This is a genomic window from Kitasatospora sp. NPDC094015, assembly GCF_040304075.1.
Taxonomy (GTDB): Bacteria; Actinomycetota; Actinomycetes; order Streptomycetales; family Streptomycetaceae; genus Kitasatospora.
Map to the genome: position 1 here is coordinate 90,095 of NZ_JBEOUL010000024.1, position 25,549 is coordinate 115,643.

29 protein-coding genes are annotated in these 25,549 nt (G+C 74.0%); 16 read left to right on the plus strand and 13 right to left on the minus strand.

Annotated features, from left to right (window positions below; all coding sequences use genetic code 11):
• Positions 1 to 71: 71 nt before the first annotated feature.
• Positions 72 to 452, minus strand: coding sequence for a hypothetical protein (locus tag ABT014_RS25280; RefSeq protein ID WP_350641432.1), 381 nt, complete (start codon positions 450 to 452; stop codon positions 72 to 74).
• Positions 453 to 841: 389 nt separating this feature from the next.
• On the opposite strand from ABT014_RS25280, the gene ABT014_RS25285 reads away from it, so the two are divergent.
• Both ABT014_RS25285 and ABT014_RS25290 read left to right on the plus strand, forming a co-directional pair.
• Complete coding sequence (locus ABT014_RS25285; RefSeq protein WP_350641433.1) at positions 842 to 1,816, plus strand: hypothetical protein; 975 nt, start codon at positions 842 to 844, stop codon at positions 1,814 to 1,816.
• Positions 1,813 to 2,739, plus strand: a complete 927-nt coding sequence (locus ABT014_RS25290) for a hypothetical protein (RefSeq protein WP_350641435.1) — start codon at positions 1,813 to 1,815, stop codon at positions 2,737 to 2,739. Before ABT014_RS25285 ends, ABT014_RS25290 begins: the two co-directional genes overlap by 4 nt.
• A gap of 60 nt (positions 2,740 to 2,799) precedes the next feature.
• Here the strand turns inward: ABT014_RS25290 and ABT014_RS25295 are convergent, their stop codons facing one another.
• Complete coding sequence (locus tag ABT014_RS25295) at positions 2,800 to 4,164, minus strand: hypothetical protein (RefSeq protein ID WP_350641436.1); 1,365 nt, start codon at positions 4,162 to 4,164, stop codon at positions 2,800 to 2,802.
• Complete coding sequence (locus ABT014_RS25300; protein WP_350641437.1) at positions 4,152 to 5,036, minus strand: hypothetical protein; 885 nt, start codon at positions 5,034 to 5,036, stop codon at positions 4,152 to 4,154. Before ABT014_RS25300 ends, ABT014_RS25295 begins: the two co-directional genes overlap by 13 nt.
• Positions 5,037 to 5,355: 319 nt before the next feature.
• On the opposite strand from ABT014_RS25300, the gene ABT014_RS25305 reads away from it, so the two are divergent.
• From ABT014_RS25305 to ABT014_RS25315, 3 genes are all read left to right on the plus strand, one after another.
• The gene (locus ABT014_RS25305; protein WP_350641439.1) at positions 5,356 to 5,568 is read left to right on the plus strand and encodes a hypothetical protein; all 213 of its coding nucleotides are present in this window, start codon (positions 5,356 to 5,358) and stop codon (positions 5,566 to 5,568) included.
• 99 nt (positions 5,569 to 5,667) lie between these two features.
• Positions 5,668 to 6,882, plus strand: a complete 1,215-nt coding sequence (locus ABT014_RS25310) for an RCC1 domain-containing protein (RefSeq protein WP_350641440.1) — start codon at positions 5,668 to 5,670, stop codon at positions 6,880 to 6,882.
• Positions 6,883 to 6,982: 100 nt separating this feature from the next.
• Positions 6,983 to 8,218: an RCC1 domain-containing protein gene (locus ABT014_RS25315; protein ID WP_350641441.1), complete on the plus strand. Its 1,236-nt coding sequence runs from the start codon at positions 6,983 to 6,985 to the stop codon at positions 8,216 to 8,218.
• A gap of 75 nt (positions 8,219 to 8,293) precedes the next feature.
• Here the strand turns inward: ABT014_RS25315 and ABT014_RS25320 are convergent, their stop codons facing one another.
• The 5 genes from ABT014_RS25320 to ABT014_RS25340 all read right to left on the minus strand — a co-directional run bounded on the left by ABT014_RS25320 (position 8,294) and on the right by ABT014_RS25340 (position 12,024).
• Positions 8,294 to 9,259, minus strand: coding sequence for an anti-sigma factor RsbA family regulatory protein (locus ABT014_RS25320; RefSeq protein ID WP_350641442.1), 966 nt, complete (start codon positions 9,257 to 9,259; stop codon positions 8,294 to 8,296).
• Positions 9,256 to 10,017: an MEDS domain-containing protein gene (locus ABT014_RS25325; RefSeq protein WP_350641443.1), complete on the minus strand. Its 762-nt coding sequence runs from the start codon at positions 10,015 to 10,017 to the stop codon at positions 9,256 to 9,258. Before ABT014_RS25325 ends, ABT014_RS25320 begins: the two co-directional genes overlap by 4 nt.
• A gap of 173 nt (positions 10,018 to 10,190) precedes the next feature.
• Positions 10,191 to 10,658, minus strand: a complete 468-nt coding sequence (locus tag ABT014_RS25330) for a DUF5709 domain-containing protein (protein WP_350641444.1) — start codon at positions 10,656 to 10,658, stop codon at positions 10,191 to 10,193.
• Positions 10,659 to 10,768: 110 nt separating this feature from the next.
• A complete protein-coding gene (locus ABT014_RS25335) occupies positions 10,769 to 11,044 on the minus strand; it encodes a hypothetical protein (RefSeq protein WP_350641446.1) in 276 nt (91 codons plus the stop codon).
• Between the two features lie 68 nt (positions 11,045 to 11,112).
• Positions 11,113 to 12,024: a helix-turn-helix domain-containing protein gene (locus tag ABT014_RS25340; RefSeq protein ID WP_350641447.1), complete on the minus strand. Its 912-nt coding sequence runs from the start codon at positions 12,022 to 12,024 to the stop codon at positions 11,113 to 11,115.
• 108 nt (positions 12,025 to 12,132) lie between these two features.
• On the opposite strand from ABT014_RS25340, the gene ABT014_RS25345 reads away from it, so the two are divergent.
• Positions 12,133 to 12,774 carry an NAD(P)-dependent oxidoreductase gene (locus ABT014_RS25345; RefSeq protein WP_350641448.1) on the plus strand — a complete coding sequence of 214 codons (642 nt, stop codon included), beginning with the start codon at positions 12,133 to 12,135 and terminating at the stop codon, positions 12,772 to 12,774.
• A 78-nt stretch (positions 12,775 to 12,852) separates the two neighbouring features.
• Here ABT014_RS25345 and ABT014_RS25350 read toward each other — a convergent pair whose 3' ends face one another.
• A complete protein-coding gene (locus tag ABT014_RS25350) occupies positions 12,853 to 13,344 on the minus strand; it encodes a VOC family protein (RefSeq protein WP_350641449.1) in 492 nt (163 codons plus the stop codon).
• A 193-nt stretch (positions 13,345 to 13,537) separates the two neighbouring features.
• On the opposite strand from ABT014_RS25350, the gene ABT014_RS25355 reads away from it, so the two are divergent.
• From ABT014_RS25355 to ABT014_RS25395, 9 genes are all read left to right on the plus strand, one after another.
• Complete coding sequence (locus tag ABT014_RS25355) at positions 13,538 to 14,110, plus strand: TetR/AcrR family transcriptional regulator (RefSeq protein WP_350641451.1); 573 nt, start codon at positions 13,538 to 13,540, stop codon at positions 14,108 to 14,110.
• Between the two features lie 41 nt (positions 14,111 to 14,151).
• Positions 14,152 to 15,336, plus strand: coding sequence for an SGNH/GDSL hydrolase family protein (locus ABT014_RS25360; protein ID WP_350641452.1), 1,185 nt, complete (start codon positions 14,152 to 14,154; stop codon positions 15,334 to 15,336).
• A gap of 87 nt (positions 15,337 to 15,423) precedes the next feature.
• Positions 15,424 to 16,011, plus strand: coding sequence for a GntR family transcriptional regulator (locus ABT014_RS25365; protein WP_350641453.1), 588 nt, complete (start codon positions 15,424 to 15,426; stop codon positions 16,009 to 16,011).
• Between the two features lie 9 nt (positions 16,012 to 16,020).
• Positions 16,021 to 16,599, plus strand: a complete 579-nt coding sequence (locus ABT014_RS25370; RefSeq protein WP_350641455.1) for a TetR/AcrR family transcriptional regulator — start codon at positions 16,021 to 16,023, stop codon at positions 16,597 to 16,599.
• An 83-nt stretch (positions 16,600 to 16,682) separates the two neighbouring features.
• Entirely contained in the window at positions 16,683 to 17,903 is a 1,221-nt protein-coding gene (locus ABT014_RS25375; RefSeq protein ID WP_350641456.1) for an MFS transporter, read from the plus strand.
• A 103-nt stretch (positions 17,904 to 18,006) separates the two neighbouring features.
• Positions 18,007 to 18,954 (plus strand): 5'-nucleotidase, encoded by a 948-nt coding sequence (locus tag ABT014_RS25380; protein WP_350641457.1) that lies wholly within the window; start codon positions 18,007 to 18,009, stop codon positions 18,952 to 18,954.
• Positions 18,951 to 19,229, plus strand: coding sequence for a hypothetical protein (locus ABT014_RS25385; RefSeq protein ID WP_350641459.1), 279 nt, complete (start codon positions 18,951 to 18,953; stop codon positions 19,227 to 19,229). The genes ABT014_RS25380 and ABT014_RS25385 overlap by 4 nt, the downstream gene beginning before the upstream one ends.
• A 71-nt stretch (positions 19,230 to 19,300) precedes the next feature.
• A complete protein-coding gene (locus tag ABT014_RS25390; RefSeq protein ID WP_350641460.1) occupies positions 19,301 to 19,840 on the plus strand; it encodes a hypothetical protein in 540 nt (179 codons plus the stop codon).
• An 88-nt stretch (positions 19,841 to 19,928) separates the two neighbouring features.
• A complete protein-coding gene (locus ABT014_RS25395) occupies positions 19,929 to 21,143 on the plus strand; it encodes a GNAT family N-acetyltransferase (protein WP_350641461.1) in 1,215 nt (404 codons plus the stop codon).
• Between the two features lie 140 nt (positions 21,144 to 21,283).
• Here the strand turns inward: ABT014_RS25395 and ABT014_RS25400 are convergent, their stop codons facing one another.
• The 3 genes from ABT014_RS25400 to ABT014_RS25410 all read right to left on the minus strand — a co-directional run bounded on the left by ABT014_RS25400 (position 21,284) and on the right by ABT014_RS25410 (position 23,341).
• A complete protein-coding gene (locus tag ABT014_RS25400) occupies positions 21,284 to 21,856 on the minus strand; it encodes a dihydrofolate reductase family protein (protein ID WP_350641463.1) in 573 nt (190 codons plus the stop codon).
• An 82-nt stretch (positions 21,857 to 21,938) separates the two neighbouring features.
• Positions 21,939 to 22,676, minus strand: coding sequence for an SRPBCC family protein (locus ABT014_RS25405; protein ID WP_350641465.1), 738 nt, complete (start codon positions 22,674 to 22,676; stop codon positions 21,939 to 21,941).
• A gap of 2 nt (positions 22,677 to 22,678) precedes the next feature.
• Positions 22,679 to 23,341 carry an ArsR/SmtB family transcription factor gene (locus tag ABT014_RS25410; RefSeq protein WP_350641467.1) on the minus strand — a complete coding sequence of 221 codons (663 nt, stop codon included), beginning with the start codon at positions 23,339 to 23,341 and terminating at the stop codon, positions 22,679 to 22,681.
• A gap of 189 nt (positions 23,342 to 23,530) precedes the next feature.
• Here ABT014_RS25410 and ABT014_RS25415 point away from each other — a divergent pair, with 189 nt between their 5' ends.
• Positions 23,531 to 24,760, plus strand: coding sequence for a PP2C family protein-serine/threonine phosphatase (locus ABT014_RS25415; RefSeq protein WP_350641475.1), 1,230 nt, complete (start codon positions 23,531 to 23,533; stop codon positions 24,758 to 24,760).
• A 21-nt stretch (positions 24,761 to 24,781) separates the two neighbouring features.
• Here the strand turns inward: ABT014_RS25415 and ABT014_RS25420 are convergent, their stop codons facing one another.
• Positions 24,782 to 25,297, minus strand: coding sequence for a Uma2 family endonuclease (locus tag ABT014_RS25420; RefSeq protein ID WP_350641469.1), 516 nt, complete (start codon positions 25,295 to 25,297; stop codon positions 24,782 to 24,784).
• Between the last annotated feature and the right edge of the window lie 252 nt (positions 25,298 to 25,549).

Sequence of the window (25,549 nt, forward strand, 5' to 3'; positions counted from 1 at the left end):
CGATCGCTCGCTCCGCCGGTCCGCGACCGCGGGCGCCGGAGCGAGCACCCTACCCGGTGGCCGGGTGGCGCTCAGAGGTCGGCGGGGAACGCCGCCGTGACCGGGCCGTGCGGTCCGTCCGGGCGCAGCAGCCAGATCGGCCGGCGGCCGAGCTCCACCACGCTCGGGGTCGCGTAGAGCCGGCCGGCCGGCTCGTGGGGGTCGGCGGTGTCCTCGGCGGCGGCGACGATCAGGCGCAGCGCGTCGCAGGCGGAGCCGGCGGGGTCGGCCGCCGTCGCGGCCGGATCGAGGCCGGCGGCCATCGCCGTCAGGGCCTCCCACAGCGGGGCGGACACGAAGGCGATCGAGGCGCCGCCGAGGGTCGGGTGCGGGCTGGGGTCCGGGCACCGGAGGTGGGCGCCGGTACGGATCCGGCCGCTGACGGCCGGCCCGGGCAGGGCTGTGATGTCCATTCCCGCAACGTAGCGCCGACCACCGACGCCGACCCCCGCGGCGGCGCCCGCTCACCCGATCGGACGGCCCCTCAACTCGCTCTCGCTGACGGCCGTTGGCCGCACCCGGGCACGGGGGCGGGCAGCGGATCCGGCCGTTCGTGCCGGAGACCCCGGCAGGAGCGAGCAGCGCTCGTACCGGTGCCGGCCGGGGGTGACGGGTCATCGAATGGCGCACGGGCAAGGGCTGATCGTTCGCCCACGACGGAATGGTCGTCAAGGATGGGTCGAAGGGGTCCTCCGCGGGTTCGAGCGCGCCCGTGCGGCCGCCGCGGGACCCGTTCCGTCACCGAATCGGCCGGCCCCTCCGGCAGGTCGGAATCCCCTGATCGCGAGTGAGGAGAGCGTCTGTGCTGACTTCCCCGCCCCCGCGGACCCGGCGGTGCGCCGCCCGGTCCGCCCTGCTCGGCCCCGCGGCCGCGCTGGCCCTGCTGGGCCCCTGGGCCGTCCCGGCCGGCGCCGGCCCGCAGGGCGCCGCCGCACCTCCGTTCCCGACCGCGCAGGTGCTGGACGGCGCCGACCGGCCGGCCTCGGCGGCCGAGGTCGCCGGCCTGTGCGCCCAGGAAGGCGCCTGCAGTTTCCGGATGTACGACCCCGCTCCGCGGGAGTTCGTCAGCGGGGTGCTCTCGGTGGGCAACGCCGCGATCAACTGCACCAGCGGCACCATGGAGATCGACCGCACCGTCACCTTCGTGACCAGCAGCACGGACAACATCGGCGGCGCGATCTCCGGCCGGGCGGCGCTGGAGGGCGGGGTGGACACCACGGTGACCGTCGCCGGGTCGGCCAGTGCGACCCCGGGCGTGGTGAACAGCGTCACCCAGTTCGGCCCCAACAAGGACAAGGGCCCGTTCACCGAGGACCAGGTGAAGAACACCGCCGAGGCGACGGGGACGGTCTCCGGGTCCAACGCGCTGCACCTGGGCGCGAAGGCGACCTTCGAATCGGCCTTCCAGGCGAGCTACTCCCGGCAGTGGCAGGCCGTCAGCACCGAGTCGACCAGGGTGGTGTTCACCGTCAGCCCGGGGGACGAGATCCAGTTCGGGATGGTCAACGCCACCTCGCGCACCGCCGGGGAGTTGAAGGTGAACGGCACCGACAAGCTGATCAAGGACATCACCGTGGACAGCCCGTCGACCGTCACGGCCAGCTCGATCGTGGCACAGACCTTCGCCGTCCCGGACAAGTGCCTGTCGCTGCGCCCGCCCGGGCGTTCCGCCGCCACGGGACTGATCGACCTGCCCGCCGACCGGGCCGAGAGCGCGCGGCGGGCACCGGACGCCGTCCTGGTCCGCAGCGCGCGGGGCACCTGGAGCCCGCGGTGAGGGGCCGCGGGCAGCGGCCCGCCGCCGCGGCCGCCGTGACCGTTCTCGCCCTGTGCTCCGCCGCCGGGTGGTCCGCGCCTGCCGCCTTCGCCGAAGATGGGCCCGCGGCCGCCGGCACGGACACGGCACCCCAGGACGCGCCCGCGATCGCCCGCGGCTGCGGCCCGCAGTACGCGTGCGAGTTCCGGATCCTCCCGGGGCTGTCACGGGAGTTCACCACGGCGGTGGTCTCGGTCGGCAACGCGGCGGTCAACTGCACCGACCGGGCGATCGACGTCTACCGCACGGTGGTGCTGGAGTCGAGCACCACGGACAACATCGGCGGCGAGATCTCCGGCAGCGCCACGCTGTCCGGCACGATCGACAACACCACGGACGTCTCGGCCGGAGCCAGCGGCAGCAACAAGACGGAGATCACCCACACCGACCACACCGCGCCGACCGACAAGGGCCCGAACGCGGACATCGCCAACGGGGCCACCCTGGCCGTCGGCGGCAGCGTGTCGGGCGCGGCGCAGCTCAAGCTGAGCGCGACGGCCACCTTCGCGCTCGCGTTCCGGGCCACCTACTCGCACGAGTGGCGGCGCAGCAGCACCGAGAGCACGCAGGTGAAGTTCACCGTGCAGCCCAACGACGAGCTGCAGTTCGGCGTGCTCAACGCGATGACGCGCACGGTGGGCGAGTTGCGGGTGGACGGCCTCGGCAAGCTGATCAAGAACGTGATCGTCGACAGCCCGTCCAGCGTGAACGTCAGCACCGTGGTCGCGCAGACCTTCAGCGCCACCGACCGGTGCCTGTCACTGCGGCCGCCCGGCCGTTCGGCGCCCGCCGGCCTCACCGAGGCGGCGCCGCGCGCGGACGGGGCCCGGCCGACCGCGCGCCTGCGGGCGGCCGCGGACGGGAGCTGGCTGCCGCTGGACTGACGGGCCGCCGGCCGCCCGCCCCGGGGTTGGGGCGGGCGGCCGGTCCGTGGGCCGTGCGGCTCACCGGTCGAGCGCGGTCACCGTGGTCCCGGCGCCTTCGGGCGGCGCGTCCAGGGTGAGCAGGCGGGTGTCCGCGCCCGTCCCGTTTTCCGGGGTGCCGGCGGTCGGCCGGGCGGAGCCGCAGCGCTTCAGCTCGGCCTCGGTGAGCGGCCCGGTGCGCTGGTAGTACCGGTCCGGCAGCGCACTGGACGGCACGTCGAAGAGCGCGTCCAGGCGGTACGCGTTACGGGAGTTGGTGAAGGTGCCCACCACCCGTTCGCGCGCGGGCTGCACCTCGATCCAGCTCATCTCGCCCGGCTGGATGGTGGGGTTGAGGTTCTTGTCGGTGGTCCGGCTCCAGGTGAGCGGGGTGCTGCTGGAGACCGCGGCGTCGTTGCCGCCGGCCACGCTGAACCCGGCGGCGACCTGCCCCGCCAGGTTGGGGCGGCTCTGCGAGATGTCGGAGCGACTGGGCACCAGCGGCGCGCCCTTGAGCGCGTAGTACTGGGTGAGGTTGTCGTACGGGAGCTCGGTGGCCCGCACCCGGTGGTCGTCGACGACCGGGTTGCGGGTGCAGTTGAGGTAGACCTCGCCGACGATCCTGGCCGGCCCGTAGTACCGGTACGAGGAGCGGCTGTCGACCGTGAACACGCAGGTGCCGGCGGACCCTTCGCAGTCGTCCACGGCGATCCCGGGCTCCAGCGGATCGTTGCCGCGGTACGCCATGGGGGCGGGCAGCTGCTCCTTGCGGATCCGCTGGTCGACCGGGGCCGGGGTCTGCCGGGCGGTGACGTTGGTGATCAGCGGCCCGCAGGAGAGCGAGTCGCGCTGCTCGGCGGACTCGAAGGAGACCATCGGGTTGTCCTCGGTGGCGGTGAACTCGAAGGTCCGGCCGGTGGTCCAGTTGGCGACGCCGACGGTGTCGGTGCCCTTGGTGGTGACCTCCGGGTCGGGCGCGGGCCCCGCGGTGATCAGCGCGACGTTGTAGCGCTGCCCGTCCTTGACCTGTTCGGGCTTGCACTGCCGGTGGACACCTGGACTGTCGTCCCAGGTCAGGGTGGTGTGCGAGCCGGCCTTCACGCCCCACAGCCGGGTGCGCAGGGTGAGCGCGGCGCCGTTCCAGTTGAGCGCGGCGGCCTGGTACCCCAGCGGGTGCTGGGCGAGGCCCTTCCCGAACACCACCCCGGTGTTGTCCGGCGACCAGCCGGCGTGCCCGGCCTGGGTGCCGTTGTCCGGCGCCACCGGGCTTGCGAAGGTGCCGTTGGGCACCGGGACCTCCACGGCGTCCGCGGCCGGGGCGGGCGGGGTGGCGGCGAGCAGCAGGCCGGCCGTCGCCATCGTGCAGCCCAGACCGCGCAGCAGCCGGCGGCCCATCAGCAGAACCACCAGTCGCTCGGCGGGACCACCGCGTCGCCGGGCCCGACGGAGGCGGTCAGCGCGTTCGGCAGGGCGCACAGACCGTCGGCGGCCGCGTTCGGGTCCTGATCGCGGGGCACCTTGCCGAAGTCCTCGACCGCCTGGGTCTCCTTGCCGATGGCCGCGTTCTGGGCGTCGCCCGTCCCCGCCACCCCGGCCAGGCAATCCCGATCGGAGGCGGGGCACTTGGCGATCTCGTCCTGCTTGCCGGCGACCGCCTTGCACTGCGCGCCGTCCGCCGCGTCACCGCTGCACGGGTCGCTGGACGCCCCGCTCTGCGGCGCACCGAGCGGCGGGGCGGTCTGCTTGGCCGCGACGTTGGTGATCAGGATCCCGCAGCCGGGATTCTCGGTGGCGGTCGAGGTGAAGGTGATCTGCGGCGCGTCCTCGGCGGCGGTGAAGGAGTACGTCCGACCGACGAACCAGTTCGCCTTCCCGGTCGGGCTGTTGGTGGTGAACGCACCGGGCGTGTTGGTCGCCCCGTCGACCGTCACGGTGTACGGCCGCCTGGCGGCCCCCTGCTGCGCGCAGCCGTCCGGGTTGTCGTCCCAGCTGAGCGTCACGGTGGCGCCGGAACGGACGCCGCGCAGCCGGGTGCCGAGCGGGACCGACTGCCCGTTCCAGGCGAGCGAGGCGGCCTGGAGGCCCTTCGGATGGGCCGCTCGGGCGGCCGAGCCGACGCCGCCGCCGCTCCAGCCCTCGACACCGGTGACCCAGGTCTGTCCGTCGGGCACCGTCGGCGAGGAGAACGTCCCGTTCACCACCACCGCCGGCTCGGTGTCCTCCGCCGAGGCCGGGGTGGGGGCCGGGGCCGCCAGGGCCACAGCGGCCCCGAGGGTCACGGCCAGGAGTCTGGCCCGTTGTGTGCGCAGCACGGTGTCTCCAACTGAAGTCGGGGGAAGGGTCCGGCACTTGCGCCCGGGTCAGCTGACGGACGACCAGGCACAGGCGCCATGCTCCGTGCACCGACTACGGACGGCAACCAGGGGCGGCCCGATGGGGCGATCTCGGGTGATCGAGCTGGGCCATAGGTGTGGAAAAGTCCTCCGCACCCGCACGATCGTTCGCATGACTGGGCAGGGATCCTGCCAATCCGATCATCATTTCCATCTGCGGCCGGCGCGGCCAGGACGCCGCGCGGCCAGGAGTCCGAGGACCGCCATGCCCCGCACCACCGGACCGGCCCTGCGCGTACGGGCCTGCACCGCCCTGCTCGCGGCCGCCCTGCCGCTGCTGACCGTGGTTCAGCACTCCGCCGCGGCCCCGCACGGGGACGGCTCCCCCGCGAGCGCCGGTACCGCGGTGCACCCCCGGCCGCTGCCGCACCCCGGGCTGCCCGGCGACCGGCCCGTCCGCCGCGCCGCCGCCGGCTGACACCCGCTGACGCCCGACCCGCCCGCCCCTCGCTCACCCCGCCCCTTCGAACCCGAGGACACCATGCACCCGCTGCGCCGCACGCTCCGCCGCCTCCCCGTGACCGCCGTGCCCGCCCTGGTCGCGAGCCTGACGCTGCTGTGCTCCACCGCCCTGCCCACCTCCGCCGCCTCCGCCTACGACCTGCGGCCCCGCGCCTGGGGCAACAACGTCAACGGGCAACTGGGCGACGGCACCGCCAAGACCCAGCGACTGACCCCGATCTCCGTGGTCGGCCTCTCCGGCGCGGAGGTCGACGCGATCGCCGCCGGCGGCACGGCCACCACCGGCTTCGCGATGGCGCTGCTCGGCAACGGAACCGTCGAGAGCTGGGGCCGCAACGACAAGGGCCAGCTGGGCAACGGTGCCAGCGGCACCACCGACGAGTGGGCGGTGCCGAGCCTGGTGGCCGGACTGGCGGGGGTGGAGGCGATCGCGGCGGGCGGCTCGCACGCCCTCGCGCTGCTCAAGGACGGCACCGTACGGGCGTGGGGCCTCAACGACAAGGGCCAGCTCGGCGACGGCACCACCACGGACGCCAAGCTCCCCGTCACGGTGTCCGGCCTCGACAGCGTCAAGGCGATCGCGGCCGGCGACTCCTTCAGCATGGCCCTGCTCCAGGACGGCACGGTGAAGACCTGGGGCGGCAACGACAAGGGTCAGCTGGGCGTCACCCCGAGGCCGGCCAAGTCCACCGACCCCGTGCCCGCGCCGGTGCCCGACGCCAAGACCCCCCGCACCACGGCCGTCGCGATCCCCGAGCTGACCACCGTCAAGGGCATCACGGCCGGCGCCTCGCACGCCCTCGCGGTGCTCGCGGACGGCACCGTGATGTCCTGGGGCAACAACGACAAGGGCCAGCTGGGCGACGACAGCGCCGTCAACAAGCCGTACCCCGTCCCCGTGCTGGAACTGAAGAACGTGACCGCGCTGTCGGCCGGCTCCCAGCACAGCATCGCCCTGCTGCAGGACCACACCCTGCGCGGCTGGGGCAACAACGCCAACGGCCAGGTCGGCGACGGGACCACCACCACCCGCAACACCAGCGTGCCCGTCCCGGGCCTGTCCGGCGTGGCCGCCGTCGCGGCCGGTGGCGCTCACAACGTCGTGGTGCTCTCCGACGGCACCGTCCAGACCTGGGGCCTGAACGACAAGGGCCAGCTCGGCGACGGCACCACCACCCAGCGGCTGTCCCCGGTCCAGGCGCTCGCCCGGTCCAGCAGCGTCTCCATGGTCGCCGCGCCCAGCAGCGGCAACTTCAGCCTGGCCCGCTGACCCCGTGGACCGGACCGTACGGCTCCGCCGCGCCGACCCCGTGAACCGACCCGCCCGGCTCCACCCCGCTGATCCCGACCACCGAGCAGGAAGGCACCACATGACGAACCCTCGTACCGCCCCCGCCGGCCGGCTGCGCCCGGCACTCGCCGCCGGGCTCGCCGCGCTGGCCGCCTTCGGCCTGACCGCGCTGCCCGCCACCGGCGCGCACGCCCAGGAGAAGCGACTCAAGTCCTGGGGCAACAACCGCGTCGGCCAGCTCGGCGACGGCACCTGGACCGACTACCGCACCACGGCCACCACCGTGCTCGGCCTCACCAGCGCCGAGGTGGTCAAGATCGCCGCCGGCGGCGCCGGGCCGGCCAGTGGCCACGGCCTGGCCCTGCTGACCGACCGCACCGTCCAGTCCTGGGGCGCCAACACCTCCGGCCAGCTCGGTGACGGCTCGGTCTTCAGCCACAACGCCCCGGGGCAGGTCGTCAACCTGTCGAACGCCGCCGACGTGGCCGCCGGCGGCGCGCACAGCCTGGCCCTGCTGACCGACCAGACCGTGGTCGCCTGGGGGAAGAACAACTACGGCCAGCTCGGCAACGGCACCAACGCCGACAGCAGCGTCCCCGTCCGGGTCGAGGGCCTCAACAAGGTGATCGCGATCGCCGCCGGCCTGCACCACAGCCTCGCGCTGCGCGAGGACGGCACCGTGTGGTCCTGGGGCTACAACATCAACGGCCAGCTCGGTGACGGCACTTCGGCCAGCCGCAACGTCCCCGCCCCGGTCGCCAACCTGGCCGGCGTGACCCGGATCGCCGCCGGCTGCAACCACAACCTCGCCCTGGTCGGGCCGCCCAGCGGCACCACCAGGCCCACCAGCGGGAACGCCGTCAAGGCCTGGGGGTACAACGCGACCGGCCAGCTCGGCGACAACAGCACGATCAGCCGCTACACGCCCGTGGACACCCAGGGGATCTGGCTCGGCGGGGTCTCCCAGATCGCCGCCGGCTGCAACCACAGCATGGCCGTCACCGACAGCGACAACCGCCTCAAGGCCTGGGGGCAGAACACCTCCGGCCAGATCGGCGACGGCACCACCGACTACCGGATCACCCCCGTCCCCGTCCCCGGCCTGACCGGCATCCAGCTGGTGGCCGGCGGCCGTGAGCACACCCTCGCCCTGCTCGGCGACAACACCGTGCGTTCCTGGGGCAACAACGGCTCCGGCCAGCTCGGCAACGGCACCACCACCGACAGCAGCACCCCGGTCACCACGCTCACCGCGCTGACCGGCGTCGACAAGCTCGCCGCACCGGTCGGCGGCGACTTCAGCCTGGCCAACTGACCGACCCCGCACGGCAGTCGGACGGCCCGGCCGCGGATCGCATCCGGGCCGGGCCGCCCGACCCCTCGTCGGCCGTCAGCCGGCGTCGACGTCCATCGACAGCCGCACCACCGTGCCGGTCCGCGGGTCGGTACGGATCTGGACCAGGTCGCACATCTGCTGGACGAGCCACAGGCCCCGGCCGCCGACCTGGTCGATGGTGGGCCTGATCCGGCCGGCCATCGGATCCGCGATGTAGCCGCCGTCGCGGAACTCGCAGACCACCCGCGAGCCCTCCGCCCAGGTCCGCAGGCTGCCGCCGCCCGCGTACTTGATGCTGTTGGCGGCCACCTCGGTGGCCGCGAGCAGCAGGCTGCGCAGCCGGTCCCCGGCGAGCCCGTGCCGGGCCGCGCAGGCGGTGACCCGCTCGCGCACCGAGGCGAGCGCACCGGCCGAGAAGGCCAGCTCCTCGTCCGGGTCGCACGGATCGCCGAGCACCTCGAAGGCGTACGGGCCCTCGGCGTAGTCGGCGCCGGGCACCGGTCCTTCGTCGCCGAGCACCAGTGGATGGCAACGCTCCAGTGACCGCAAGGTCCCCTCCTGGTCGGCTCCGGTGTCGAACGGGCACAGCAGCCACCACACCGGGGACTGCTCGAACGCCTTGTTGAGCAGCCACTCGTGGTAGCGCAGCTCGGCCGTCTCGGCGCCGGTCCGCCCCGCCCACCGGTTCTCGCTGATGGCGCGGACCGGCCGCCCCTCCTGGGCGACCTTGCCGATCCAGGCCTGCCACACCGGGATCAACCGCCCCGGGTTGCTCCCCAGTTCACCGCTGTCCAGGAAGGACACCCCGTCCCGGGTGCCGGCCCCGGTCAGCGCCTCGCGCAGCAGTCGCTCGCGCGGACCCGAGACGGCGACCACCACGGCCTCGCCCGCCCCCAGCGCGCTGTCGACGAAGGAGAGCGCCCCGTGCACGAACCGGTCCTCGTCCGCGTACGGGAACAGGATGTGGCGGACCCCCGTCCCCGGTACGGGGGCGGCGGGCGCGACGTCGGGGTGGCTCACGACTTCAGCTCCACGGGGATCTCGGGATGCTCGAACCCGAGCAGGGTCCAGCCGCGGCGGAGGGTCTCGTTGGCGCGGTGGAGCTCGATCCGGCGCCCCGGCAGGCCACGGGCGGCCGTCGCCAGGACGGTCAGTCCGGCACTGTCCATGAATTCCAGATCCCCGCATTCCAGGTGCAGCACCGGCGTCAGCGTCAGCAGCTCACCGAGCGCGGTACGGAAGGTCTCGGCGCCCTCGGTGTCCACGACGCCGCTGACGCTCCAGCGGTCCCGGGACGAGCTGAACAGGCGGAACCCCGGGCCGACCGCTCCCCTGCCCAGATGGTGCGGATGTACGCCCGCCGCCTGGTCGATGGCCTGCGGGGTGAGCGCGGCCCTGGCGTAGACGCAGACCAGGATGGCGCCGCTGTCGGCGGCGAGGGCGTCCAGCCTCAGCTCGTGCCGGGCCAGGATCTCGGGCCGGGTGTCGGCGGCGGGCAGCCGGCTCAGGTCCGCCAGTACCCGCAGGGCGCGGAAACCCTCCCGGTCGGCGCGTTCGGTGCCCCGGCTGACCTCGGTGAAGAACGACTCCCAGGAGACCGGACCGCGGTGGGTGCCCCCGGTGTCCCCGAGCACCAGCACCATGTCGCCGAACAGCTCGCCGTCGGCCACGAAGGCCCGCGCCGGGCCGGCCGTGTCCTCACCCGGTCCGACCATCCAGCAGACGTGGTTCCCGACGTCGACCGGATCGAGTGTCGCCACACCGTGTGCTGTTCTCACCCCAGCTCCTTTGCCCCCGCCCCTGTCTCGCCACTCTATCCCGCTGCCCCGCGCACGCCGTTCCGGCGAGCGCGCCCCGCTGCGGGGCGCGCGGTGGACGCGGCCCGCGCCCGACCACCGCACGCGCTGCCCGCCGCGGCGCGCGACGGCGCGCACCGCGGCCCGGGCACCGGTCACCCGCCGGGCCCGTCGTCCGGGGTGACGTGCACCGCCGCCTCCTCCGCCCCCGCCGCGCCGCCGTCGATGCCGACGTCGGAGGCGAGCAGCTGGGCCTCGGTGTCCGGGTGCGCCCCTTCGTCCGGCGCGACCAGCCGGCCGGCCCTGGCGTCCCCGGCCTGCGGGTCGACGGGTTCGCCCGGCCCGCCGACCAGGTCGCCGATGCCGTCGCCCGGTTCGGCGGCCACGTCCGGCACCTCCTGCGCCAGCCGCTCGTCCAGGCTCTCGCCCTCGCGCTGCTCGGCCGTGGTCGTGCCGGTCCTGGTGGCGCCGAGCGGTCTGTCGGGCGGCGCGTAGCCCTCGTCCAGGACGTCGTCGTAGCTCCGCCCGTCCAGCTCGTTCTCCAGATCGGGCAGGTCGGTCCCGTCCTGGTCCTCGTCGACGGTGGACCGCTCCACCTCGTCCGCCGTGCCGTCCGCGCTCATGGTCGCCTCCTGGTCCGGGGCGGCGCGGCTGCCGACGGCCGGCAACCCCGCCCCGTGATCACCGCGTCTACCCAGCTCCGCGCCGCGGACGCACCCCGATCGTGCCCCGGTCAGCGCGGTGCCTCGTCCTCCTCGGCGTCGTCGTCCCGGTAGCGGGCGAGGCCGTCCACCAGTGATTCGATCAGGATCCCGTCGGCGGTCGGCCGGTCGTCGCCGTCGAGCCCGGACGCGACGAACAGGTCCAGCAGGGCGCTCGAGAGCGCGTACGCCTCCCCGGCGGTGGGCGGGGAGGTGGGACTCAGCGCGACCCTGCCGCGTGCGGCCCTCGCGAGCAGCTCCCGCCCGCGCCCGCTGCCCCGGTACCAGCCGTACTCCCCGTCGGTCACGCCGTCCGCCGTCCCTCTCCGCGCCGGCGTTCGGCGCCGCCCGGTGCTCGTACGGTCCGGTGGCCGAACTAGGGTGCGGGCCGGTCGCGTACGGCGGTGCGGAAGGCGATCGGGCTCTGTCCCGTCCGCTGGTGGAAGTACTTGCTGAAGTTGGTGGCGCTGCTGAAGCCGAGCTGCTGGGAGATCCGGGCCGCGCTGTGGTCGCCGTGCGCGAGCAGGCGTCTGGCCTCCAGCACGATGCGCCGGTCGATGAACTCCTTGGCGCCGACCCCGGCCGCGGCCCGGGTCGCGCGGGTGAGCGTGCGCGGCGCGTAGCCGAGGCGGTGCGCGTAGTCCTCCACCCGGTGGCTGCGGGCGAAGTCCCGCTCCACCGCCTCGCGGAAGCGTACGAAGGTCTCGTCGGGCTCGCCCGCCGCCGGCGCGCCGGTCGGGGCGGCGAGGTGGGACAGGCGCAGCACCAGGACGGCGAGCAGGTGCCGCAGGGCCGCGGTGTGGACCTCCAGCGGCAGGCGGCCGAGCGCGTCGAACTCCAGCCGGAGGTGGTCGCAGGCCATCCGCAGGCGGGGCACGTCCTGCTCGTCCGGCCGGAGCGCCACCGGGGCGAAGGGGTCGTCGAGCCGGGCCGTCGCGGTGGTCACCGGGTCGAGGAATTCGGCCCGGAACAGCACGACCGTGCCGTCGGTGTCGTCCAGGCGGTGCCACTGCTGAACCTGGCCGGGCCGGATCCAGAGCCAGCTGCCGGGGTGCAGCAGGTGGCCGGTGAAGTCGACGGAGTGTCGCAGCACGCCGCGGGTGGGCGCGAGCAGCTGGTGGAAGGACGGCCGCTGCGGGCCGGTGAGGCTCCGGGCCGGCAGGCGTGCGCGCAGCAGGGGGAAGGACATCACCTCGACGCCGGAGGGGACGCCCGCCGGAGCGGTGAAGTCGACCTCGCGGATCCGCTCACCGCCGGCGTCGCCCGGTTGTCCGTTTCTGACCATCATCGGTCCTCACCGTACCCGGGCGGCGATGCGCCGACCTCCTAGTTTGGAGAGGTGCCCGGGAGCGTCCGCTCGTCGGGCGGAGGATTCGGACCAGCCAGGAGAAGTCCCATGAAGATCGTTCTTTTCGGTGCCACCGGCATGATCGGGAGCCGTATCGCCGCCGAGGCCGCCGCTCGCGGCCACCACGTGACCGCGGCCTCACGCTCCGGTCGGGCCCCGCTGGAGCACGCGCTGGTGACGGGCACGGCGGTGGACGCCGGCTCGGTGGCGGAGGTCGCCGGCGTCGTAGGCGGCGCCGACGTGGTGGCCTCCGCGCTGGTCCCGCCGCGCGACGGCAGCGATCCGCGCGAGCCGTTCCTCGCCCTGCACCGCGCACTGCTGGAGGGGGTGGCCCGGGCCGGCGGGCGCCGGGTGGTGCTGGTCGGCGGCGCGGGCTCGCTGCTGACCACGGACGGCACCGCACTGCTGGACACCCCCGGGTTCCCGGCGGAGTACCGGGGCGAGGCGCTGGCGCACGCCGATCTGCTCGCCGCGCTCGGCGGCGTGGCGGACCTGGAGTGGACGTCCGTCTCCCCCGCGGCCGCGATCGCCCCCGGCGAGCGCACCGGCGCCTTCCGCGTCGGCGGCGACACCCTCCTCACGGCCGCGGACGGCACCAGCTCGATCAGCGCCGAGGACTACGCCGTCGCCTTCGTCGACGAGCTGGAGGCGGCGGCCCACCCCCGCGCCCGGATGTCGGTCGCGTACTGAGGCCGCCGCGGGTCACCGGATGACGCACCACGGGCCCGGCCGGCGCCCGCTCCGGCCGGGCCCGGTGCCGCGGGGCGGCTAGGAAGCCTTTCCCCGGTCGGCGTACGCGTCCTCCAGGGCCTGGATGTCGATCTTCCGCATCTGCATCATCGCCTGCATCGCCCGCTGCGCCCCCGCCCGGTCCGGGTCGCCGAGCAGCTCCACCAGCCGGCGCGGGGTGATCTGCCAGGACAGCCCGTACCGATCCTTCAGCCAGCCGCAGGCGCTCTCCTCGCCGCCCTCGGTCAGGGCGGACCAGAGCCGGTCGACCTCCGCCTGGTCCTCGCAGTTCACCTGGAGCGAGATCGCCTCGGTGAAGGGGAACAGCGGGCCGCCGTTGAGGGCGACGTACCCCAGCCCGGCCAGGTCGAACGCGACGGTCATCACCGAGCCCGGCTCGCCGGGGCCGCCCTCCCCGTACCGCTGCACCTCGGTGATCCGGGAGTCCGCGAACAGCGAGGTGTAGAACCGCGCCGCCTCCTCCGCCTGGTGGTCGTACCACAGGAAAGTGGTGATCTTCTGCTCCGGCATGGCGGCGTCCTTCCGTTCCTCGGGGTGTGCCGACGACGCTAGGTCGCCCGGTCCGCGACCGCGGCTCGGCCACGCCGTACGGCTCCGCGCGAGCTGCCGGTTCCGGCGATATCCCCCTAGGCACTTTCCTAAGAGGTTTAGGATATAACCTAGTCAGGTACGCCGAAGCGGAGCGAAGGTCAGGAGGACGGCCGTGGCACGGGTAGGACTCACCACCGAGCGCCTGGTCCGGGCGGGGGCGGAGCTGGCCGACGAGATCGGCTTCGAGCAGGCGACCCCCGCGGAGCTCGCGCGCCGGTTCGGCGTCCGGACGGCGAGCCTGTACTCGCACGTCAGCAGCGCCCACGAGCTCAGGACCAGGATCGCCCTGCTCGCCCTGGAGGAACTCGCCGACCAGGTCGCCGCCGCGATCGCCGGCCGGGCCGGCAAGGACGCACTGATCGCGTTCGCGAACGTCTACCGCGACTACGCCCTCGCGCACCCGGGCCGCTTCGCCGCCACCAAGTACCCCCTCGACCCCGAGACGGCGGCCGCCAGTGCCGGCGTCCGGCACGCCCGGATGACGCGGGCGATCCTGCGCGGGTACGACCTGCCCGAGCCGCAGCAGACCCACGCCGTGCGGCTGCTCGGCAGCGTCTTCAGCGGCTACGTCGGCCTGGAGGCCGCCGGGGGCTTCAGCCACAGCGCCCCCGACCCGCAGGAGAGCTGGACCGAGATCCTCGGCGCGCTCGACGCCCTGCTGCGCACCTGGCCCGGCGCCTCCTGACCGGCCCCGGCCACCCCACCGATCGAGAAGACCTGAGGACGATGAACACCGAGCACGACCGGACCACCACCCCGATCACCGCCGACCTGCTGCGCGGCGCCCTCGACCTGGAGCACACCGACCGCGGCATCCTGCCGCACCGGCTGCCCGCCCGGGCCCGCCGGCAGATACCCGACGGCCAGCTGGCGATGGCCGAGTCCCAGCCCTCCGGCGTCCGCCTGGTCTTCCGCACCCGGGCCACCACGGTCGAGCTGGACGTGCTGGCCACCAAGCGGTCCTACCCCGGAGCGCCGCCGCGGCCCGACGGGGTGTACGAACTCCTCGTCGACGGCCGGCCCGCCGGGCGGGCCGTCGCGGCCGAGGGCGACACCCTCACCGTCGACCTGGCCACCGGGGCGGCCGGGACCACACCCGGTCCGGTGGAGACCCTGCGGTTCACCGGCCTGTCCGACGAGGACAAGGAGGTCGAGATCTGGCTGCCGCACGACGAGACCACCCGGCTCGTCGCGCTGCGCACCGACGCGCCCGTCCGGACCGCACCGGCCGATGGCCGCAAGGTCTGGCTGCACCACGGCAGTTCGATCAGCCAGGGCTCCAACGCCGCCCACCCGACCGGGACCTGGCCCGCCGTCGCCTCGACCCTGGGCGGGGCGGAGCTGGTGAACCTGGGATTCGGCGGCAGCGCCCTGCTCGACCCGTTCGTCGCCCGTACGATCCGCGACACCCCCGCCGACCTGATCAGCCTCAAGATCGGGATCAATGTCGTCAACACCGACCTGATGCGGTTGCGCGCGTTCGGCCCGGCCGTGCACGGCTTCCTCGACACCGTCCGCGAGGGCCACCCCACCACCCCGCTGCTGGTCGTCTCGCCGATCCACTGCGCCATCCACGAGCACACGCCCGGGCCGAGCGCCCCGGACCTCACCGCGCTGCGCGAGGGACGGCTGCGGTTCGTGGCCACCGGCGATCCCGCGCAGGTGGCGGCCGGGAAGCTGACCCTCGCCGTGATCCGGGACGAGCTGGCCCGCATCGTGGGGCAGCGCGCCGCCACCGACCCGCACCTGCACCACCTCGACGGCCTCGCGCTCTACGGCGAGCCGGACGCGGCCGAACTGCCGCTGCCCGACGGGCTCCACCCGGACCCGGCCGCCCACCGGCTGATCGGCGAACGCTTCGCCCGGCTCGCCTTCGGCGCCGGCGGCCCGTTCGGCGCGGCGGCCCGCTGACGGATGGCCGACGGGCCCCGCCCGCGCACGGGGACGCGCTACGGTGCCACGGACAGCACCGTCACGAGCGATCGAGGGGAGGACCGGATGCCGCGCGGCCACCACCCTGCCCACACCCTGGTCGCCGAGGCGCTCCGGGCCCGGATCGCCGCCGGCCAGTGGCCGCCCGGCAGCCGGCTGCCGTCCCGGGCGAAGCTCGCCGCCGAACTCGGCGTCGGCGACTCCGTCGTCCAGCGCGCCCAGGAGCAGCTGATCCGCGCCGGCCTGCTGCAGGGCCGGGCCGGCTCCGGGACGTACGTGCCGCAGGACCCGGTCCGGCACCTGCTCCACCTGGACCAGCACGCCCGCTTCGGCGTCCGCCCGGGCACGGACGGGGACTGGACGCCGCTGGGCAGCGGGCCCGGCGTCCCGCTGGCGTACTTCGTCGAGGACCGGCCACTGCTGCTCGCCCATCGCCGTGCGCCCGAACCGGCCGGCGGTACGACGCTGCTGCGCGCCGGCCTCGCCCGGCCGAAGGACGCCCAGCTGCTCGGCCTGCTGCGGGACGACCCGGTGATCCTGATCGACCGCCGCACCGAGGTGGGCGGCGAGCAGCTGGTGGTGCCCGCCCGGTACTGGGACGTCGTCCCGCACCCACCCCGGAGCGGCATGGCAGACGCAATATCTTCGCGTTAAGCTGGGCCCATGAATGCCCGCCCCACCGCGCGCCCCGGCGGGCGCAGCGCCCGCGTCCAGCAGTCCGTCCACCAGGCCGTCAAGGAACTCGACGCGGAACTCGGACGGGACGCGCTGACCGTCCCGCTGATCGCCGCCCGGGCCGGGGTCACCCCGTCCACCGTGTACCGCCGCTGGGGCGACCTGCGGGAGCTGCTGTCCGACGTGGCGGTGGAGCGGCTGCGCCCCGACGGCCCGCCGGCGGACCACGGCGACCTGCGGGCGGATCTGGCGGCGTGGGCGCTGCAGTTCGCGGAGGAGATGTCCTCCACGGCCGGGCACACCTACATCCGCGACTCCCTGCTGGGCGATCCCGAGCAGGGCAACGCGGCGCGCTGCTCCGACTACGCCGCCGAGCAGTTGACGGCGATCGGGGTGCGCGCGGCCGGCCGCGGCGAGGCCGTGCCGGACGTGGAGAGCCTGCTGGACGTGGTCGTCGCGCCGCTGATGTACCGGATCCTGTTCCGCCCCTCGGAGCTGTCCGAGGCGTACACCGACGGCCTGGTGACGGCGGCGCTGGCCCGGGTCGGCTCATCCCCTACCCACTAAAAGCTAAATATTTGCGCCAAGAGGAGTGTCAGGCCTAGAGTACTTAACGCAAAGCGTTCGCTTTAAGGCTCAGAGGTGTCTCCATGCCCAGCGTCACGGTCCGGCCGTCCCGTTCCCTCCGTCTCCCCGCACCGGGCCGCCGCGGCGCGTTCTCGCTGCACGCCTCCGTCCTGGTCGCGCTGCTCGCCGCCTCCAGCGCGCCCACCCCCGTCTACGCGCTGTACCAAGCCGCCTGGCACTTCTCGGCGATGACGCTCACCGTGGTGTTCAGCGCCTACGCGCTCGCCCTGCTGGTCGCCCTGCTCACCGCCGGCACCCTCTCGGACCACCTCGGTCGGCGCCCGGTCCTCGCCGGGGCGCTGCTGGTGCAGGGCGTCGCGATGATCGCCTTCGCGACCGCCGAGGGGGTGCCGGCGCTCATCGCGGCCCGGATCCTCCAGGGCCTGGCCACCGGTGTGGCCACCAGCGCCGCCGGGGCCGCCCTGCTCGACTTCGAGGACCCCGACCGACCCGGCCGCGCCACGGTCGCCAACGGGATCACACCGGTGGCCGGCATGGCGGCCGGCGTCCTGGCCGCCACCGCACTGGTGCAGTACGCCCCCGCCCCCACCCGCACCGTCTACCTGCTGCTGATCCTCCTGTTCGCCGCGCAGGCGGGCGCCGTGCTGCTCACCGGCGAGACCGTCCGCCCCACCGCGGGCGCCCTGCGCTCGCTGCGGCCCACCATCCGCCTCGCCCCCGCCGCCCGGCCCGCGATGGCCGTTGCCGCACCCGGCATCGTCGCGGCCTGGGCGCTGGGCGGTTTCTACTCCTCGCTCGGCCCCTCGCTCGCCCGGCTGATCGCCCCGCACGCCGCGCCCGCCACCGGCGGCCTGGTCTTCTTCACCCTCACCGCGGCGGCCGGCCTGGCCGGCCACGGCGCGCGGTCGCTGCTGGCCCGCACCGTCAGCCTCGCCGGCTCCGCGCTGCTGATCCCCGGCGCCCTGCTCACCCTGAGCAGCCCCCAACTGCACAGCCTGGCGGCGCTGTTCACCGGCACGGCCCTGGCGGGCGCCGGATTCGGCGCCGTCACCCAGAGCACCCTGCGCCTGCTGCTGCCAGCGGCCGCCCCCGCCGAACGCGCCGGCACCCTCGCCGCCTACTACGTCCTCAGCTACCTGGCCATGAGCATCCCCACCGTCCTCGCCGGCCTGCTCACCAACGTGTACGGCCTGCAGACCGCCGTCGTCGTGTACGCCACCACCGTCATCGCCCTCACCCTGTACAGCCTCGCCCGCACCGCACGGCTGCCCCGCACCGCCTGACCGGAGCTTCGTACGCAGGTGCGATGATGGGGCGCATGCTCGACCCCGACCGAGCGGGGATCGCTCGGAGATCGAGCCGAGATCGAGCGGAGAGGGTGACCGGATGACCTACGAACTCGCGAACCGCCTGGTCGTCGGTATCGCCTCCAGCGCCCTCTTCGACCTCACCGAATCCGACGCCGTCTTCCGCGAGGAGGGCGAGGAGAGCTACCGGGCCCACCAGGAGGCCCACCTGGACGATCAGCTCCGGCCGGGGACGGCCTTCCCGTTCATCCGGCGGCTGCTGTCGCTGAACGACCTCGCGCCCGACGATCCGCCCGTCGAGGTCATCGTGCTCTCCCGGAACGACCCCGACACCGGTCTGCGGGTCATGCGCTCCGTCCATTCCCACAAGCTGCCGATCTCCCGGGCGATCTTCACCCAGGGGCGCTCGCCGCACCGGTTCATGCCGGCGCTCAACATGTCGCTCTTCCTCTCCGCCAACCAGGACGACGTCCGCGAGGCGGTCGACGCCGGACTGCCGGCCGGGTACGTGCTCGGGCCGCGCGGCGCGGACGACCCAGGCGACCAGGAACTGCGCGTCTCCTTCGACTTCGACGGGATCCTCGCCTCCGACGCCTCCGAGCAGGTCTACCGGAGCGGCGGGATCGAAGGCTTCCGGGCGCACGAGCTGGCCAACGCGGGCACCGCGCACGACGCGGGGCCGCTGAAGGACTTCCTGGCCGCGGTCAACCGGATCCAGCTCCGGGAGGAGCAGGAGCGCCTCCGCGACCCCGCGTACCAACTCCGGGTCCGGGTCTCGATCGTCACCGCCCGCAACGCCCCGGCGCACGAGCGGGCCGTGCTGAGCCTGAAGCGGTGGGGGGTGCGCGTCAACGACGCGTTCTTCCTCGGCGGCATCGACAAGGGCGAGATCATGAAGATCCTCAAGCCGCACATCTTCTTCGACGACCAGGCCGTCCACCTGGCCAGCACCTCTCGCACGACCCCGAGCGTCCACGTCCCCTTCGGCCTGCTCAACACCGCTCCCACGACCACCGACCCGGCATGAGCACGAGCGACTGGACAGCGGACCGGACGACCGGTGGTCCCCTGGACGAGGTCTTCCGGCGCCTTCGCGAGCAGGTGCCCGACCTGGTGATCGAGGTCGCCGCCCCGGACCACGACCACTTCCTCCTCCGGATCGCGACCAGCCCCGAGGTGGTCGAACTGGAATGCCGACCGGGCGGCCGACCGCCCTTCACCGTCTCGGACGAGTACTCCCAGATCCCTGCGGCGGACATCGCCACGGCCACCCGAGCCGTCCACGAACTGCTCAGCGCCTGAGCGTCGTCGAGGTCCTGGCCCGGTAGGACCACGGCCTCGGGACTGTCGGTCGTGCCGGGCAGAATGCGGCCGTGATGCCCCACTTCGAAGTCGTCCTCACCTGCGTCCTCCGGGACGACACACCCGACACGGTCCTGGACGCCCTCCGCTGGCACCTCGGCACGATCCCCGAGCGCCCGAGCAGCCTCAACCCTGACGAGCACCCGTACGCGGTGCTCACCCCGGATCCGGAAAGCCCGCTACCCGGAGGAGACTTCGCGTCGCTCCGGCGCCGGTCCCGGGTCTCCCCGGCCGGTCACGAGCGCTACAGCTGGGGACTGTTCAGTCGCAATCGCTGGCCCGATGACGAGATGGGCCTGATCGTCATGGTCCTCCACCTGCTCGCCCCGCACGTCGAAGAACCCGGCTACAGCGGCTACTACCGCGAGGAACACGACCCCAGGCCGACCATCCTCACCTTCCAGGACGGCAGCTACGGAACATTGAAACCCTTACCGCAGCCGACCGCTGGAGGTCGTGTCGGGCCCGGGGCTTGCCGGGATCAGGTGGAAGGGTCCGCGACGAGTTCGCCCCTCCGGCTGCGTTCTTCCGGGACTCCGCAGGAGCCGTAATTCGGTTGACCTGGTCGGTCGGCGGCGCTGCACTGTGGCGGGGCGCTGCGGGGTGTGGTGCCGGGAGGTTGGGGAGGGCACGGAAGCGATGGAGATCCGGTACACGACCGAGGAGGACCGCGAGGTCTTCGTGGACACGCTCTACGCCGCGTTCGGGCAGTTCCCGGATGCCCCGGGCGAGGGGGGTGCGGTCCTGTGGGGGGCGTACGAGATGGACCGGAACCTGTTCACGGTGGCGCCGGACGGGCGGCCGGTCGGGACCGCCGGTGCGTACTCCTTCGAGCTGACGCTGCCCGGCCGGACGACCGTCCCCGTCTCCGGGGTGACCGCCGTCGGCGTCCTGCCCACGCACCGGCGCCAGGGCGTGCTCAGTGCGATGATGCGGCACCAGCTCGACGCGTTCCGCGCCCGGGGCGAGTTCCTCTCCGTGCTGCTCGCCTCCGAGGCCGTGATCTACCGCAGGTTCGGCTACGGGCCGGCCACCTACACCGGGCGCCTCACCGTGCCGCGCCACCGCTCCGCCCTCGGCACCCCCCGAGCGGGGTCGGCGGACCTCGGCGGCTCGATCGAGGTGCTGCGGCGCGCCGACTGCGGCGGAATCCTGGAGCAGGTCTACGACCGGTACCGCCGCGACCAGCCGGGCGCGCTGTCCCGGCCGCACCGCTGGTGGTCCTCGGGCGCCGGACAGCCCCCGATCGCGCCCGCGCCGCGCTACGTCGCCGTCCACCGCGATGCCGACGGCGTGCCGGACGGTTACGCGAGCTACGCGATCGGCGGGCCCGAGATCCTGACGGTGGACGAGACGATCGCCACCGACGACGCCGTCCACACCGCCCTGACCCGGTTCCTGCTCTCGCACGACCTGGTCACCGAGGTGGTGTTCAAGCACGTCCCGCCCGAGCACCCGCTGCGCTGGCAGTTCGTGGACTTCCGGGCCACCGAGGCGAACAGCAGCAGCACGGACTGGCTCTGGGTCCGGCTCCTGGACATCCCGCGCGCCCTCACCGCCCGCGCCTGGTCCGCGGACGGCGAGCTCGTGCTCGACGTCGACGACCCGATCCTCGGTGAGCGCGGCCGCCACCTGCTGACCGTCCGGGACGGGAAGGCCGACTGCGTCCCGACCGACCGGGAGCCCGACCTGTCGATGGACGTGAGCGACCTCGGCTCGGTCTACCTCGGCGGCACCACCCCGAGCGTTCTGGTGCGGGCCGGGCACATCCACGCCCACCGCCCGGACGCGGCCGCCCTCGCGGACGCCATGTTCCGCGCCGAGCGTCCCCCGCACTGTCTGCACTGGTTCTGACGACACGTCAAGGTGAGACGGCCCCCGGGGAGAGTGAGCATTCGGACCTACCGGTACACGGGTCCGGAGGAGCTGCTCGCCCTCGTACGGCCGGCGGCCGGTGGAACATGACCGGCCGCTGAACCGTCTCCGGGGCGGGATCAGCGGACCACGTCGAAGACGTTCTTCTGGAGGCCGTTCGGGTAGGCCTCGTGCTCGACCAGCTTCAGCTGCTGGGTGTCCTTGTCGGTCGCGCTGAACAGCCGCTGGCCGGCGCCGAGGAGGAGCGGGAAGACCAGCAGGTGGTAGCGGTCGATCAGGCCCGCGTCGGAGAGGCTGTGGTTGAGTTCGGCGCTGCCGTGGACGAGGATCGGGCCGCCCTCCGTCCGCTTGAGCTCGGCGACCTCGTCCAGCGTGCGCAGGATGGTGGTCTCGCCCCAGTTCCCCACCAGGTCGTCGTCGGCGAGGGTGGTGGAGACGACGTACTTGGGCATCACCTTGTACTCGGCGAACTCCGGCATCTCCGGCCACACCGGGCTGAACGCCTGGTAGCTGACCCGGCCGAGCAGGAGCGCGGCGGCCTCCGCCTGCTCCCGGCCCTTGATCTCGAACGCCTCGGGGAGGAACTCGATGTCCTTGAAGGTCCATCCGGCGTTGCGGTAGCCGCTCTCGCCGCCGGGCGCCTCCATGACGCCGTCGAGCGAGACGAAGGCGGTGCTGATCAGGGTACGCATGCGGGGTTCCTCGGGTTTCTCGGTTCGGTCGGGTGATGCGGGAGTACGGAACTGCGGGAGTACGGCGGGAGTGCGGCCGGGGTCAGGCGAGGAGGTCCGCGAGCCAGCGCTGCCAGGCGCCGTCCGCGTCCTCCGGGGCGGGCCCGAACAGGTGGTGGAACATCAGCGCCACGCCGGGTCCGTGGTGGAAGCCGTAGAGTCCGTCGGCGGTGCGGACGCCGATGCGCTCGTCGTCCGACCAGACCACCTCTCCGTCCAGCGGCGGCAGGCCCGCGGGCTCGGCATGGGCCCGGTCGCCCACCGCGGCTTCGGCGGGCAGCGCGAGCCCGCGGGCAAGCGCGGCCCGGATCTGCGGCGCCGGCCGTGTGCCGGTCGGCACCAGCGCGAACACCGGGACGCCGGTGCGCCCGGGGAAGTGCGCGAGGTACTCGCGGAGCGTGTGCAGGTGGAAGGGCCAGCCACGGCGCAGCGCGTCGTACTCGTCCTCCCAGTCGTCGCCGAGCAGACCGCTGTGGACGACGCGGAGCACCGTGCTGCCGCCGTCACGCCCCTCGATCAGGTACTCGAACGCCATGAAGCGGCCGTCCGGCCCGGCGGACGTGCGGGTGGCGAGGCGCTTGCCGGGTTCGTGGGCGGTGATCACCGCCTCCTCCCGGTGGCCGCCGACGTCCATGGCGGCGACCCCGCCCTCGCGCGGGTCGACCTCGTTGCGCCCCATGAACCAGGAGTCGATGCCGGGGCCGGTGGCGATCGCCTCCCAGACCTGCTCCGGGCTCGCCGGCAGGGCGATCTCCAGCTCGATCTCGAACGGGTGGGTCATCGTCAGGTCTCCTGTCCGGCTGAAGCAGTGTCCGTGTCCGTGTCCGCGGGTACGGCGGGGGTCGGCGTCGTGCCGGGGTCCGGCGGCGCCGACGGGATCTGGTGCAGCCCGACCACCACCCGGTGGGTCCGGCCGGCCGGGGCGGACTCGTCGTGGTAGCGGCCGACCAGGGTCGCCACCGCCTCGGCCAGTTCCTCGGCGAAGGCCCGCCGGTCGGCCGCCGAGGCGAACCGCACCTCCGCGTCGACGGCGAAGCTGGCCACCCGCTGCCGGGCCCGGTCGGCACCGGTCAGCAGCGCGCCGACCTCCTGCACCAGCCGGGCGCCGAGCGCCAGCAGCCAGCGGGCGGAGAGCTGGTCGGGCGCGCGGGCCGGGTCGGGGCGCAGCGCGGGCAGGGCGCTGGGCGAGATCACGTACGAGGCGGCGGTGGCGCGGTACACCCGTTCGGTGATGCTGCCTTTGCGCCGCTCCTCGGCGAGCTCGACCAGGCCGTGCCGCTCGAGTTCCTTCAGGTGGTAGTTGACCTTCTGGCGGGGCAGCCCCAGCCGGCCGGCTAGCGCCGCGGCCGAGCCGGGCTCGGCCAGGGCGGCGAGGATGCGGGCCCGTATCGGGTCCAGCGAGGCCTCGGCCGCGGCGGGTTCTTCGATCACTGCGATGTCCAGCACCGTTCCAGGATGCTACAGACAATATTTTTTGTCAAGGCAGAAAACCTTGTCGGCAGCCGGGGCCCGCCGAACGGCCCATGCGCGAGGCGCCGGGTGGACGCCGCGCCTACGGTGGGACCACCCGTGCCCGGGCGGCGGCGCCCGGGCCGACGCGACCAGGCGAACGAGGCTCAAGGTGATCAGGTGCAGGTGACCCGGCCCGAGATCGACTACCAGGCCGTCTTCGAGGCGCTGCCGGCGGCGGTCGCCCTGCTGACGCCCGACCTGGTGTTCGCCGACACGAACGCGGCCTACCTGGCGATGTCCGGACGCACCCGCGAGCAGGTGGTCGGCAACTACCTGTTCGACGTCTTCCCCGACAACCCCAACGATCCCGCGGCCACCGGCATGCGCAACCTGTACGCCTCGCTGCGGCGGGTCGCGACCAGCGGCGAGCGCGACGCGATGGCCCTCCAGCGCTACGACGTGGAGGACCCGGAGCAGCCCGGGGTCTGGCAGGAGCGGTACTGGAGCCCGGTCAACGCGCCCGTCCCGGCCGCCGACGGGACGGTGGCCCTGGTGCTGCACCGGGTGGAGGAGGTCACCGAACTGATCCGCGCCCGCGGTACCCGCGGCGGCGACCGGGCGCAGGTCCTGGAGTCCGAACTCTACACCCGGGCAAGGGAGTTGCAGGAGGTCAACCAGCGGCTGCGGCAGGCCCACGCGCGCGAACGGGAGGTCGCCCTGCACCTCCAGGAGTCGATGCTCCCCGCGCCCCGCCCGCTCGGGCACCACCGTGCCGCCGTACGCTACCGGCCCGCCACCGGGGCGCTGAACGTGTGCGGCGACTGGTACGACCTGGTCGACCTGCCCGACAGCGGCCGCACCTCGCTCGCGGTGGGTGACGTGGTCGGCCACGGCCTGGCGGCGGCCGGCGTGATGGGGCAGCTGCGCAGTGCCCTGTCCGCCGCCTCCCGGGTCACCGAGGGCCCCGCGCAGGCGCTGGAGGTGCTCGGGCTGTACGCCCGCTTCGTGGACGGCGCCGAGTCCACCACCGCCGTGTCGGTCCTCATCGACTGGACCGCGCGGACGCTCACCTACAGCAGCGCGGGCCACCCGCCCCCGGCGCTCTGCCACCCCGACGGCACCGTGAGCTTCCTCGACCGGGCCACCGACCCCCCGCTGGGCGCCCGCCCCGAGCACGTCGGCCGCCCGCAGGCCGGCGTCGACTTCGCCGAGGGATCGGTGCTGGTCCTCTACACCGACGGGCTGATCGAACGCCGCCACGAGGACATCGACACCGGACTCGACCGGCTCGCCCGCTCGCTCGCCCGCCACCGCACCGCCGACCCGGACACCCTGGCCGACGCCCTGCTGGCCGACCTCATCCCGCCCGCGGGCATCACCGACGACACCGCGCTGGTCGTGCTGCGCCTGTGACGGGCGGGGCGGCCGGTGGGGCTACAGCCCGGCGGTGTCGAGCTCGAGATCGAAAGGGGCCGGGAGGCGGACCGGTGTCCCGAACGGGTGCGGGCCGTCCGCCGCCGCGTACCCGAGCCGGGTCGGCTCCGAGAACACCGTGCACTCCCGGTTCTGGCGGTCGACCAGCAAGTAGAGCGGTGCACCGTACTGGCCGTACCGGCGGCGCTTGACCACCCGGTCGGTCTCCGCGTTCGACGGCGAACTCACCTCGACGATCAGAAGCGTCTGGTCGGGGATCAGGGCACCTTCGGTCTTCATCGCGAGGTCGGCCGGGACCACCGCCAGATCCGGCACGTACCAGTTCTCGGAATCGGGCAGATCGAGGTTGCCGGAGCCGGACACCAGGCCGAGCACCTCCAGCTTCGGAGTGAGCTGGCGGCGTACCACCTCGGCGGCGCTCTCGTGCGCCCAGGACCGGGACACCGGGGTGACGACCCCCTCCACCACCTCGGCGCGGTCGCCCGCGGCCTGCCGCGGCACGTCCTCCAGGATCACGGGTGCTCTCCTCTCCTCCGCGCCGATTCTCCTCCGCCCGCGCGCCTCGCGGGCTCACTGGCGGCGAGGTTCACCAGGTCGGGTGGCGCGCGGCGGCGCGGCCGGGCCCGTGGAGCCGGTGGCTCCGGGCCCGGCCGCGCCGGGGGTGGGGGGACGTGCTAGGGCTTGTCTGACAATTCGCGTCGGATGAGCGCGCGGCGGTGGGCGCCCGGCTGGGCGTGCCGGCGAAGCGTCCTCGTACTGGACGTACTT

Bases quoted from the DNA above. Each gene is read 5' to 3' on its own strand.
- ABT014_RS25280 (WP_350641432.1), bottom strand. From the start codon at position 452: ATGGACATCACAGCCCTGCCCGGGCCGGCCGTCAGCGGCCGGATCCGT.
- ABT014_RS25305 (WP_350641439.1), top strand. From the start codon at position 5,356: ATGCCCCGCACCACCGGACCGGCCCTGCGCGTACGGGCCTGCACCGCC.
- ABT014_RS25315 (WP_350641441.1), top strand. From the start codon at position 6,983: ATGACGAACCCTCGTACCGCCCCCGCCGGCCGGCTGCGCCCGGCACTC.
- ABT014_RS25330 (WP_350641444.1), bottom strand. From the start codon at position 10,658: ATGAGCGCGGACGGCACGGCGGACGAGGTGGAGCGGTCCACCGTCGAC.
- ABT014_RS25340 (WP_350641447.1), bottom strand. From the start codon at position 12,024: ATGATGGTCAGAAACGGACAACCGGGCGACGCCGGCGGTGAGCGGATC.
- ABT014_RS25345 (WP_350641448.1), top strand. From the start codon at position 12,133: ATGAAGATCGTTCTTTTCGGTGCCACCGGCATGATCGGGAGCCGTATC.
- ABT014_RS25350 (WP_350641449.1), bottom strand. From the start codon at position 13,344: ATGCCGGAGCAGAAGATCACCACTTTCCTGTGGTACGACCACCAGGCG.
- ABT014_RS25360 (WP_350641452.1), top strand. From the start codon at position 14,152: ATGAACACCGAGCACGACCGGACCACCACCCCGATCACCGCCGACCTG.
- ABT014_RS25365 (WP_350641453.1), top strand. From the start codon at position 15,424: ATGCCGCGCGGCCACCACCCTGCCCACACCCTGGTCGCCGAGGCGCTC.
- ABT014_RS25370 (WP_350641455.1), top strand. From the start codon at position 16,021: ATGAATGCCCGCCCCACCGCGCGCCCCGGCGGGCGCAGCGCCCGCGTC.
- ABT014_RS25375 (WP_350641456.1), top strand. From the start codon at position 16,683: ATGCCCAGCGTCACGGTCCGGCCGTCCCGTTCCCTCCGTCTCCCCGCA.
- ABT014_RS25380 (WP_350641457.1), top strand. From the start codon at position 18,007: ATGACCTACGAACTCGCGAACCGCCTGGTCGTCGGTATCGCCTCCAGC.
- ABT014_RS25385 (WP_350641459.1), top strand. From the start codon at position 18,951: ATGAGCACGAGCGACTGGACAGCGGACCGGACGACCGGTGGTCCCCTG.
- ABT014_RS25395 (WP_350641461.1), top strand. From the start codon at position 19,929: ATGGAGATCCGGTACACGACCGAGGAGGACCGCGAGGTCTTCGTGGAC.
- ABT014_RS25400 (WP_350641463.1), bottom strand. From the start codon at position 21,856: ATGCGTACCCTGATCAGCACCGCCTTCGTCTCGCTCGACGGCGTCATG.
- ABT014_RS25405 (WP_350641465.1), bottom strand. From the start codon at position 22,676: ATGACCCACCCGTTCGAGATCGAGCTGGAGATCGCCCTGCCGGCGAGC.